The organism is Saccharibacillus kuerlensis DSM 22868, from assembly GCF_000378145.1.
Taxonomy (GTDB): Bacteria; Bacillota; Bacilli; order Paenibacillales; family Paenibacillaceae; genus Saccharibacillus; species Saccharibacillus kuerlensis.
This window is the reverse complement of the sequence record NZ_KB899279.1, coordinates 1-11917: the sequence shown is the minus strand read 5'-3', so window position 1 is coordinate 11917 and position 11917 is coordinate 1. Positions and strand designations below refer to the sequence as shown.

The following is an 11917-nucleotide window of genomic DNA, read 5'->3' as shown; positions in this document are numbered from 1 at the left end:
GGCTTTGTTTTGAAAGCTTTGGCAAACGGTACGGCAGCACTGCCGTGCCGTTTGCCGCCTTAGTACATAGTTTATAGTGCATAGTACGTAACAAGATGCAGAATACGAGGCGGTTCCACATTGCGAAAACGAAAGGGAGGGAAAAGACATGGAAAACATTCTGGCTTCGATTCGGACAGTTCGGCTTCGGCTTCAGCTGTTCAAGATTCGTGAATTTGCACTGCGAGGTCTGCTGGTTGGGCTTGCCGCAGCCGTCCTGCTGCTGGCTGCGGCTTATTTATTTCCGCTGCCGAATCCGGCATTGTGGGCGCTGGGCTGCATGCTGCTAGGCACGGTGGTTGGCGCTGCCAGCGCCTATATTCGTCCCGTCGGAACGGAAGAAGCGGCGAAAGCGATGGATCGGGCCGATCCGGGCGAAGAGCGCCGCGATTTGATGACGACCGCCCTGGAGTTTTCGGATGAGGATTCTTCCGCCGCAAAATGGCAGAGGGCGCAAGCGGAAACATACGGCCTTGAGTTTGCGGCGCAGCGCAGAGAACGTCTGCCGTTCACATGGAAGTTTGGCCGCTCGGCAGCTGGGTCTTCCGCGCTGCTCGCAATCTGTGCACTGCTGCTGCTTCTGCCGAATCCGATGGACGATGAGCTTCGGCAGCGGCAGCAGGAACGGGCGATGATCGACACTCAGCAGAAGAAAGCCGAGGCATTGGCCAAAGAGCTGAACGAAGCCCCGATCCCTCCGGAAGCTCGAACCCCGTTGGCTGATTCTGCTGCGAACTTGGCCCAAGAACTCGGCGATTCGCGCCGTGCGGACGAAGCACTGAGCAAAATGGAAGAAGCGATGAAGAAACTGGGCAGCCAAGCGGAGAAAGCTTCGAAGCAGCAGCAAGAGATGGAAGAATGGAACCGTCGCCTTGCCGCCCAGCAGGCGCTTAAAGAAGCGGCAGGGCAGCAGTCTGCCGATGCATCGAAGCGTGCGGAGGACCTGAAAAATGCGATGTCGAAATTGTCGGAGCAGCAAAAACAGGAATTGGCAAATGCGATGCAGAATCTTGCGCAGCAGGCACCCGAAAGCGGCAAGCAAACGGCCGCTCTGCAGGAGGCGTTGAAGAAAGCAGCCCAGGAATTGGCGGCTTCCGGTCAGCTGTCGGATGAACAAATCCGGGAACTGGCCGAGAAGCTGGCTGCAGCGGCGGCCGAGTCCGGATCGCTTGGCCAGCAAAGTGAACTGGCTGCGGCGGCAGCCGCGCAGCTTGCTCAAAGCGGTATGGAAATGGCAGGCCAACTGACGGCCGCAGGAATGTCGGTGTCCGATGCCTGGGGCCGCGGCGGTACAGCCGAAGCACTCGCATCTACAGGCGAATCCGCTGGGGAGGGGTCGGACGGGTCCAATGGGAAGTCTGGTGAAGGAGCTGCTGGAGAAGGTGCCGGAAGCGGAGCAGGTTCTTCCGGACAAGGACAAGGACAAGGCTCGGGTTCGCAAGGCAGCGGCTCGGGTCAGGGGCAAGGACAGGGATCGGGAAGCGGTTCGGGTTCCGGTTCTGGCGGCAGTGGAACAGGACAAGGAGGAGGAGCCGGCTGGGGAAGCGGCGGCCGCGATCTTGTCACGACGCCGAGAGAGCTTCAAGGCGAAGGCAATATTCAGTCCGACAGCGGACCGTCCAGCGGCGGCGACAAACAAACGGGAGGCGTATCGCCGACGATCGACGGAGTGAGCCGCCCCTATGAAGAAGTATACGGCGAATATTCCACAAGGGCCCAGGAATCGCTTGATCGCAGCGACCTGCCGCAAAGTGTACAGGGTCTCGTTGAAAGCTATTTTACCGAGATTCGCCCTGAATCCTGAATAAAACGAATAAACGCAAGCGGCACAGAGGCATAATCGAAATCAAGCAGAGAACGAAGCTGTAGAACGAAGCTGTGGAATCAAGCTATAGAACCAAACTGCGTAACCAAGCTATGGAACCAAGCTGTTGAATGCACGGAACACTCTTGGGTATTACCTACAATCCCGGAGGATTTCGAGGGGTCAAATAAAATAATCCAACGGTCTGATCCAGACCGACCAAAGGGGAGAAAGCCATGCTTCAGGAAACCGATCGCATTGAAACCTGGAGAAACACGATGGAAGAAGTCCGTGAAGAAATCGGGCAGGTCATCGTCGGCCAGACAGAGACCGTCGAACAAATGCTGTGGTGCGTATTTGCGGGCGGTCACGCCTTATTGGAAGGCATTCCGGGACTCGGGAAAACCATGTTGGTCCGCTCGGCGGCGGATGCGCTGGATCTGCCTTTTTCGCGTATTCAGTTCACGCCCGATCTGATGCCAAGCGATATTACGGGGACGGACGTTATTCACTTTGGGGCAGAAGGCGGTGCAGCCGGCGAGTTCCGGAGGGGACCGCTGTTCGGCAGTATTGTACTGGCTGATGAGATTAACCGGGCGACACCGAAAACGCAGAGCGCCCTGCTGGAAGCGATGCAGGAGAAAACGGTGACCGTCGGCGGAGTTACGCATCGTCTGCCGGAACCTTTCTTCGTATTGGCGACGCAGAACCCGCTGGAAAATGAAGGTACATACCCACTGCCGGAGGCGCAGCTGGACCGCTTTCTGTTGAAGTTGGATGTCGATTACCCGTCGCCGGACGAACTCAAAGAAATTATTCGGCGAACGACCGCTTCAGGCAGCCGACAGGCCGTAAAGCGGGCTGACGCTGCAGCTCTGCTCGATATCCAGCAGGGGGTCAAAGAAGTACTGTTGTCGGAAGACGTGCTCGATTATGCGGTACGCCTGCTGATGATGACCCATCCGGACCGGAACGAATCGCCGGATTCGGTCAAACGCTATGTGCGTTTCGGTTCCGGACCGCGCGGTCTTCAGGCGATAATCGCTGTATCCAAAGTCCGGGCGATTGCCAAAGGGCGTATGCATGTCTCGACCGGGGATATTCTTGCTGCTGCGAAGCCGGCGATGCGGCACCGGCTGCTGCTGAATTTCGAAGGACAAGCGGAAGGGGTCTCACCGGATACGCTTGTTGCTGATATTCTGGACCGCTTGGAGCATTCGAGATGAAGCCAGACGATCTGCTGAAAGCGGACTGGATTGCCAGGCTGGATCGGCTGACTCTATCGACAGGGCGCCGGGTACGTGGGACGAGACAAGGTAGAAGGCGTTCGCGGGAGATGGGAGCTTCGCTCGAATTTGCAGATTACCGAGAATATTCGCCGGGCGACGATGTTCGCCGTTTCGATTGGAGTGTATACGGACGAACAGGCCGCAAGGTTGTACGTCAGTATCTTGACGAGCAGGAGCTGCAGGTGACGCTCTATGTGGACTGCTCGCAGTCGATGGCTTTTGCCGACGAGAACGGACCTTCCAAGCTGCTGCATGCCTCTCGCCTTGCGGCAAGCATCGGATATATGACGCTTGCCGCATACGATCGACTTGGCGTTTACCGGGTAGACGAACGGGTCGGAGAAGGGCTGCCGCTGCTGCGAGGCCGTCCTGCGATACACCGAATGCTGGAATTTCTGGCGTCTTCGGAGCCGGCGGGACGCGGAGCCTTGTCCGAGGCGTTCACCGATCGTTCCCGTCTGCCGAAGCTGCCTGGCATGACGTGGATCTTTTCTGACTGTTGGACCGAACGAGGCGAAGAAGAGCTGGAGGAAGTTATAGCGAGACTGCAGGCAGCGCGTCAGGAAGTGGTATTGGTCCAAGTGCTGACAAGAGGAGAGATTCAGCCGCGCTTAAGCGGGGACCTCAAGCTGATTGATGCGGAATTGGGCACGTTCAAAGAAGCAGCTTTGACCGGTCGGCTGGTCGAAGCCTATGAGCGGGAATTTGCTTCCTACCGCGGAAGGTTGGCGGAATTTTGCGCACGCAGAGGAATTGCTTATATTTTGGCGCCTACCGACGTACCTTCCATTGAAACGATCCTGGGTACGATGCGCGAATCCGGACTTGTACGCTGAATGATCTTCGCGGCCGAAGAGGCGGAATTGACGCGAAGGAAGAAAGGAGGTGCGGCCGATGGGAATCGGTTCGTGGGCAGGGTTATGGTTTGCGCTGGGTATTCCGGCAATCCTGATTATGTATTTGTTCAAGCGGAAGTTTATCGATACGCCGGTGCCCAGCCATCTGCTGTGGAAGCGGGTGCTGGAAAATACGGAGGCGAATCGCCCCTGGCAGAAGCTGAAAAGCCGCCTGCTGATGTGGCTGCAGCTGTTGGCGGCAGCTCTGCTGGCTTTTGCGCTGATGCGTCCTTTTCTCTGGGCGGAAAATGGGACAGGAGGCTATACGATTGTCGTGGCCGACGTATCGGCGAGCATGAGTGCGAATTTGCGTTCCGGCGAAGATGGCGGGGAGAATGATGTTTCCGCAGCCGGTACGCAAGCGGATCATTCGACATCGAATGAGACCAGATTGGATCAAATGAAAGATGAAATATTGGCGGATACCCGTCAGTCGGACGGTGGATTGACGCTGATCCGAATGGGTGCTAATCCGCAAGTTATTGCATCAGGGATGGAAGATCGCGCGTCATGGGAACGGACAGTGGATTCCTTGTCGCCGGATTATGCACGCATCGCGTACCGCGAAGCAATCTCGTTGGCGTCGGCGGTCGCCGAAGGACACGAGGATGCCCGCATTGTCGTCTACACCGATGGACAGTGGAGCGAACGGACGGACGACCTGCCCGTATCTGTGCCCATCGAAGTCCGGCGTATCGAAAGCGGCGGCTATCGCAACGCTGCGGTCGAGCAGTTCGGCGTAGACGGAAGCGGACGGGCTGTTGGCGTGGTTTCTAACACGGGAACGACCGCCCTTGAAGTTCGCGTGGAACTGTCCGGCGATGGGCAAACATTGACGGGTGAAGATCTGACTCTCCAGCCTGGCGAAAGGCGAACGGTGACGTTCGAAGCTGCCGAAGCCGCGAATGTATACAGGCTGAGTCTGACCGGAGAGACGTCAGACGATTATGCGGCGGACGACGATGCGTTCGCTTTTCCGGAAACAGGCGGTGAAGTCAAGGCGCTGCTGCTGTCGAATGGCAATCTGTTTCTGGAGAAGGCGATGCGTCTGTCTGGAGCGGAGGTCACCCGGATGGACTTGCACACAAGCATGACGAACGCTGGTTCCGCCAGATCGGAAGGCTTAGAAGGTTCGAATGGCTCAGATACGGCTTCTGAAAGTGAAGATCCGTCATCAGATGTTCCTCCGCTGCCAGAAGAACGGCCTGACCTAGTTGTGATTGAAGGAGAGCTGCCTGCTGCCATGCAAAGCGGAGAATGGGACAGGCTGATGAGCGAAGCAACAATCTGGAAAATCGGAGGGGATGAAGAGAGGCAGCAGCCGGGAAACCGGCGAGTGGAGATCGTTTCTCATCCGGTTATGAAGTATCTATCTTTGAACGAGCCGTATTTCGGTCCGTTGACAGAAGGAAAACCGGACGGTCTGGAGACCATCTTGAGTATCGGTCAGCGTCCCGCCATTGCAGCCGGTATGGTGAACGGACAGCGAACACTCTGGTTCGGCTTCAATTTGCAGAGCGGAGATCTTCCGTTGAACAGCGAGTTTCCGGTTCTGGTTAATAACGCGGTAACCTGGTTGTCCGGAGGACGAGGAGGAGGGCTGGGCCGTGCGGTATCCGGCTCGGCAATAGATGTTCCGATTGCCGCCGGTGCAGAGTCCGCCGTCTGGCAGCCACTGCAGGGATTGGCTTTTGCTGCGGGTTCGACCGTAGATGCGGCGATTGGCAGTGAAGGTACTTCTGCGGAAGGTACGGAAGGATTGCCTGGTTCTTCGCAGCCTGATGCAAAAGGTACAAAAGGAATGTCGAGTTTTTCGCAGCCCGCTGCGAAAAGCTCAGACGGAATATTGAGTTCTTCGCAGATCACGCCTAATATGCCTGGCTTATACGCGTTTGAACAATCCGGCAGTGAATTGGAAGACGCGCCGGTCTATCTGCTTGACGTGCGGCCGGACGCTGCGGAATCGGCGGTGCCTCCTGCCGAAAATCCGGTATTCGGTGAAGCTTCCGGAAATGCAGCAGGACAGCAGGCGGTACCGGATCAGGCAGCTGCGGAAGACAACCGAAGCCGACTGCCGCTGACGATCCCGCTGGCGGCGCTAATTATCGCAATTATGCTGACGGAATGGGGGGTGTACCGTCGTGGGCGTTCAATTTGATCATCCTTGGGTCCTGCTGCTGTTGATTCCACTCGCGGTATTTGCGGTATTTGCGCTTCGCGGACCTGCGCGAATTTCCGCCTTTCGTCATCGTCTGGCGGCTGCGCTGCGTACGCTGGCACTGCTGCTGCTTGTCCTGCTCCTTGCCGGCGTGCAGCTCTATACGGTGCAGCGTCAGCATGAAGTGGTCTATGCCGTTGATCGTTCTTCAAGCACGGAATCCAGCAGAGAAGATCGCGAATGGATTGGAGATTCGCTTGAGAGCAAGAAGGCGGAGGATGAGTTTGCAGTGATCTCTTTCGGACGCGCTGCTTCGGCAGAACAGACGATGAGCGGAGAAGCTCCGCTGGGCGGACTTGAAGCTGCGGTCGATCCGGATTATACGAACGTGCAGCGGGCGCTGCAGCTGGCTTCGGGAATGCTGGGGACCGGCGATCCGCGAATTGTGCTGATCAGCGACGGAGCAGAGAATGTCGGCAGTATGCTTGAAGCGGGCCGGCTGCTCAAAAATCGCGGAATTACCGTTGATGTGTTGGAGAAAGAAACCGGAGCTGAACGTGATGCCGCAATCGATTCGCTGTCGCTGCCGGGCAAATTGTATCTCGGCGAAGCGTTTACGGTCGAAGCGCAGCTGCGCAGTACATTTTCGGGAACGGGCGAAATTCGGCTGTACGAAGACAATGTAGAGATCGGTTCGCAAACGGTACGTGTAGAGCGTGGAGAAAGCAGTGTGCTGCTGCAGGGGCTCGCGAAGCGTCCCGGCCTGCATCGCTATCGCGCAGAATTAAGCATGCCAGGCGATACACAATCCGCGAACAATGCCGCTTTTGCCTTTACCCGGGTAGAAGGCAGTCCGTCTGTGCTGATTGTCGAGGGAAAACCGGATACGTCGGCGAATATTGCCAAGGCGCTGAATGCCGGATTGATCGAGACCACTGTTATCTCCCCCGGTCAAATGCCGACGCAGCTGGCGGATTACGCGCGCTATGACAGCATTCTGTTCAACAACGTCTCGGGCGACTCGCTCGGACAGGCTAAAATGGATGCCATCGAGACGGCAGTACGCAGTTACGGGATCGGCTTCATGATGAGCGGCGGCGATCAGAGCTTTGGACTCGGCGGATACTTTGATACCCCGATCGAACGGGCGCTGCCTGTTTCGATGGAGCTGGAGGGTAAGCGCGAAATCCCCGAACTGGGTCTGATTCTTGTGATCGACCGCTCGGGCAGTATGGCCGGAAGCAAGATTGAACTGGCAAAGGAAGCGGCCATGCGCACGGTCGAATTGATGAGAGCGAAGGATACGGTAGGCGTTGTCGCTTTCGACGATCATCCGTGGTGGGTCGTAGAACCGCAGAAGCTGTCTGATAAGGAAGAGGTGCTGGAACAGATTCAGTCCATTCCGAGCGGCGGAGGAACTAATATTTATCCGGCGATGGCTGCGGCTACGGAATCCATACTGGAAATCGGTGCACAGCGCAGGCACATCATTCTGATGACAGATGGACAATCGGCCGGAGGCGGAAATTACGAAGAGCTGATATCCGGTCTGCTTGAGAAAAATGTAACGGTATCCAGTGTGGCGGTCGGTTCCGATGCGGATCGCGGACTGCTGCAAAACATTGCAAATCTCGGCAAAGGACGCTTCTACGATGTGCAGGATGAGACGACGCTGCCGGCAATTTTCAGCCGCGAAGCGGTGCTGCTTGCTCGTACTTATGTGGTAGATAAGCCTTTTACGCCAGCCGTAGCTGATGCGGGCGATTGGACATCGCTGTTTGCGGATGGACTGCCTCAGCTTGGCGGTTATGTCGCAACAAGTGCCAAACCTTCCGCCCAAACGGCGCTTGTCAGTCCGGAGCCTGATCCTCTGCTGGTCAGATGGCAGTACGGTTCAGGCAGGAGTGTAGCCTGGACAAGCGATTTGACGGGAAAATGGTCGGCAGATTGGGTCTCTTGGGACAAGTTCGCCAATGTGCTGACCCAAACGGTAAAATGGACTTTTCCACAGTTCAGCACTTCACCTTACCGGGTGGAAACGGCATTGGGCGAGGGAGGTATGGAATTGACCGTAACGGCTTCGCAGAGTGGTGATGCTGCACTGCCGGACGAACTGATCGCTTCAATCGGAGGTGACGGGGGCGGCACCGACGAAACGGCTTCAGAGCCGATTACGCTGGTGCAGACATCTCCAGGACGTTATACCGGAGTACTGCCGGTAAGCGAGCCGGGGGCTTATCTGTTGAATTTGTCGCCTGCCGGGGCGGGGAATGCAGCGGAAGGATCTTCGGAAAGTGGCGCGTCAGGAACCGATCAAGAGGATGCGGGAAGTCCGGCAGAGGGCTCAGGAGAAAATGATTCCGTAGAGAACGATTCCGTAGAGGCTGACTCCGGGGTAAACGGTGCCGGAGGCGAAGAAACCTCCGGCCTGCCTGCCGCAACCGGGACCGGACTGGTCATCCCGTATTCGCCGGAATACCGGATTTCCACCGTTTCGGACGAAGGATCGGCCCGTTTGGCCGAACTGGCACGTTTGACCGGCGGACGCACGCTGTCCTGGGAAGATCCGGCGGCTGTCTATAATCAGCCGGCCGCTCCGCATAAGCAGATGCGGGACTGGACCTCGATCCTGCTGGCCGCGGTGCTGGCCTTGTGGATCGCGGATGTCGCGGTCCGCCGCCTGGCCGTTCCATGGGAACGGCTCGCTGCCGCGCTGGCGTTGCCGTTCGCGGCAGCCCGCCGGCGGAGCTCCGGCGCCGCGGAAGGCGAAGCCGCTCCTGCGGAGAAAGGCGCGCTCGCGCGCCTGTCCTCCGCCAAGCGGCGGAGCACGGCCTTCCGCGGCGGCGAGAAGCACGCCGCCGCGGGCAATGCCGCGCCTCCGCAGGGCGCGGCGGAACGGCCTGCGCAGCGGCCGGAAGAGTCCCCCCGCGCCGAAGGCGGGGGGACGGGGTCCGCTGCGGAGGGAGGCATTGCCTCCGCTGTGGACCGTCTCCGCGCGGAGCGCGGGAGCGGCCGCAATGCGGGGGCGGCTTCTGGAGCGCCGCTTCGCGGCGCGGGTAGCGCTAACAGCGCCGATAGCGCTAGCAGCACCAACAGCGCCAACAGCGCCGGCAGTATCGATAGCGCGAAGCTGCAAAGTGATGCAGGCAGCGTCCAGCGCGCGAAGCTGCACGGCGAGAATGGCGCGGATAATGCGAAGCGGCGCCAAGCAGCCGATACAAAGCCTCACGACGCAGACAGTTCCAAGCGGCCAAATCCAGGTTCCGACCGCTCAGGGCAGTCGGAAGGCCAGCCGCCGGACTCCAGCGGCGAAGCTGGCGGCAGCGCCATGGATCGGCTGCTGGCTGCGAAGAAACGCAGCAGCCGTTGATAAGTTGATAACGCGGCTAGCTGATGGGGGACCCTCTGCATTTCACAGCAGCAGCAAAATGCAGGCCTGTTAACGGATTACACATCCGTTGACGGGCTTTTTTATTTTTCAACGCTTAGAATAACAAACTTGTGTACTCCTTATTCCTATTGGATGGCATTAATTACGGTTTCGCACCGATTTCGTATTGGCTGTGCCTCTGATCCGTACCAGCTTACAATCGACAGTTTACACAAATCAACATCTCTGATAACACAAAAGGACTGGACGAGCCAGACTGCAAAACTTATAAAGAATTAGAAGGGAACTTGAGGAAAGCAAAACTTAATGCAAGGAGATCTTGATACAAGCGGATCTGGATGCAAGAAGGAAGGGGATTATTGTTCTTATGGATATTGAACCTGATCGCGTATCCGGTGCCGAATCGGAAAAGACGGATCGTTCAGGAAACCGAATGCTTGAAGTGCTTGCCGTATCGTTCAAACTCGGCTTGACTTCGTTCGGCGGACCGGTTGCCCATCTGGGTTACTTTCGAGAAGAGTATGTCAAAAAGCGCAAATGGCTGGATGAGCGCAGCTACGCCGAACTTGTTGCTTTGTGCCAATTTTTGCCTGGACCCGCAAGCAGTCAGGTCGGAATCGGTATAGGTATGGTTCGCGCCGGTCTGGGAGGCGGACTGTTGGCCTGGATCGGATTTACGCTTCCATCAATTGTCTTGATGATCGCTTTCGCCTTTTTTCTGCGAGCATTCGATATTGGAGGGAGCAGCTGGATTCACGGATTGAAGATCGCAGCTGTCGCCATTGTCGCACAAGCCGTACTGGGTATGGGCAGAAGCCTGGCACCGGATCGGGCGCGTGCCGCGATAGCTGTACTGTCTGCTTGCGGTGTCCTGCTGCTGCAGACGGCATTTAGCCAAATTGCGGTTATTGCGGCGGCAGCGATTATCGGAATATTGCTGTATCGAAACAAAGAAGCGGAGCAGACGCCTCTTGAACTGCCCATTCCAATCAGCCGAAAATTTGCAGCATTATGTCTGGCTTTGTTTTTCAGCCTGCTGATTCTGCTCCCGGTGCTGCGTTTTGCGCTTCCAAGTGACAGCCTGACGCTATTCGATGGTTTCTACCGCTCAGGTGCGCTCGTTTTCGGAGGAGGTCATGTCGTGCTTCCCCTGCTTGAACGGGAAGTTGTACCTTCGGGACTCGTAAGCGCAGCAGATTTTTTGGCCGGTTACGGAGCTGTACAGGCTGTGCCGGGTCCATTGTTTACATTTGCATCTTACCTGGGTGCGGTCGCAGGAGGGTTTCAAGGAGCGTTGATTGCTACGGCAGCCATTTTTCTTCCTGCTTTCCTGCTCATTGCCGGTACGCTGCCTTTCTGGGAAAGCTTGCGTCGGAGTCCGCATGTACGCGGGGCATTGAGCGGCGTAAATGCGGCGGTTGTCGGCATACTTTTGGCGGCGTTGTATGATCCGGTGTGGACCTCCGCTGTTCGATCCTCTGCCGATTTTGCGCTTGCTGCGATACTGTTTTTGCTGTTGGTTTTTTGGAAACTGCCGCCGTGGCTGGTCGTTGCGGTAGGGGCTGCCGGAGGGTGGCTGCTCGGCTTGTTGTAAGTTTCGGAAAATGGTTTGTTTTGGGGCAGCAAGTCAAAAAAGCTTTCCGACTGGGTCGGAAAGCTTTTTGCTGTCTGCATACATGTTCTCGACGAGGCATCATTTTCCGCTATCGAAACATCGTTTTTTACGCGGAGCATTTTTAAACATGACTTATCGTCTTATCAGCTTCACAAGGTACACTTTGATGCGGCTTCTCGGCACCATTACAGTAGGATAGAGAAGCGAAGAGTAGAGTAGAGTAGAGTAAGGTGGAGACGAGTAGAGAAAAGAAGAGGCAGCGATTGAATAAGTGCGAGAGTACACTTATTTCGGCTTCTTTTTCGTTTTTCCTCCAAATAAGTGCGCTGATACAATTAAATGATTGCTTTTTTTTCTGAAGCTTCATTTATTGAACAAATAGTTGTACCTATGCACTTATTTTAAGATAAATTCGCTTTGGCGTTCATTTAATTGCATATTTGCTAGGCCTGTTGATTAGCTATTTTCTGGAAATGAAATCTGGTTACTGAAGTAAAAAATCCATTCGACAGGAAGACAATTGAGCTTAAATAATCGATCGAATTCGGCCAAAGATAATCGAGCCGAAAGATGGACAGTTCGGTTGCCTTGCTCGAACCAAAATTTCAATAATACGTACACGAATAACGCCGTATAGAGTTGGCCGTACACCGCATTTGGAGTGGTTCCGAAAAGTCGAGACACGTTCAAGTGCTGCTTAATCCAACGGAAAAACACTTCAATTT

At 56.2% G+C, this 11917-nt stretch carries 6 protein-coding genes and 1 pseudogene; 6 read left to right on the top strand and 1 reads right to left on the bottom strand.

Annotated elements, in window-relative coordinates:
• The first annotated feature begins 148 nt into the window (after positions 1–148).
• The 6 genes from F456_RS24215 (at position 149) to F456_RS0104835 (ending at position 11171) form a co-directional block, all read left to right on the top strand.
• Positions 149–1843 (top strand): hypothetical protein, encoded by a 1695-nt coding sequence (locus F456_RS24215; RefSeq protein ID WP_018975877.1) that lies wholly within the window; start codon positions 149–151, stop codon positions 1841–1843.
• Between the two features lie 236 nt (positions 1844–2079).
• Complete coding sequence (locus tag F456_RS0104855) at positions 2080–3069, top strand: AAA family ATPase (protein WP_018975876.1); 990 nt, start codon at positions 2080–2082, stop codon at positions 3067–3069.
• Complete coding sequence (locus F456_RS0104850) at positions 3066–3968, top strand: DUF58 domain-containing protein (RefSeq protein ID WP_018975875.1); 903 nt, start codon at positions 3066–3068, stop codon at positions 3966–3968. Before F456_RS0104855 ends, F456_RS0104850 begins: the two co-directional genes overlap by 4 nt.
• A 58-nt stretch (positions 3969–4026) precedes the next feature.
• Complete coding sequence (locus F456_RS0104845) at positions 4027–6186, top strand: vWA domain-containing protein (protein WP_018975874.1); 2160 nt, start codon at positions 4027–4029, stop codon at positions 6184–6186.
• Complete coding sequence (locus F456_RS0104840) at positions 6170–9556, top strand: VWA domain-containing protein (protein ID WP_018975873.1); 3387 nt, start codon at positions 6170–6172, stop codon at positions 9554–9556. The genes F456_RS0104845 and F456_RS0104840 overlap by 17 nt, the downstream gene beginning before the upstream one ends.
• Positions 9557–9944: 388 nt before the next feature.
• Entirely contained in the window at positions 9945–11171 is a 1227-nt protein-coding gene (locus tag F456_RS0104835) for a chromate transporter (protein ID WP_018975872.1), read from the top strand.
• A 477-nt stretch (positions 11172–11648) separates the two neighbouring features.
• Here F456_RS0104835 and F456_RS24645 read toward each other — a convergent pair.
• Positions 11649–11917: pseudogene (locus F456_RS24645) on the bottom strand (IS4 family transposase); the annotation flags it as partial.

Bases quoted from the DNA above. Each gene is read 5' to 3' on its own strand.
- F456_RS24215 (WP_018975877.1), top strand. From the start codon at position 149: ATGGAAAACATTCTGGCTTCGATTCGGACAGTTCGGCTTCGGCTTCAG.
- F456_RS0104855 (WP_018975876.1), top strand. From the start codon at position 2,080: ATGCTTCAGGAAACCGATCGCATTGAAACCTGGAGAAACACGATGGAA.
- F456_RS0104850 (WP_018975875.1), top strand. From the start codon at position 3,066: ATGAAGCCAGACGATCTGCTGAAAGCGGACTGGATTGCCAGGCTGGAT.
- F456_RS0104845 (WP_018975874.1), top strand. From the start codon at position 4,027: ATGGGAATCGGTTCGTGGGCAGGGTTATGGTTTGCGCTGGGTATTCCG.
- F456_RS0104835 (WP_018975872.1), top strand. From the start codon at position 9,945: ATGGATATTGAACCTGATCGCGTATCCGGTGCCGAATCGGAAAAGACG.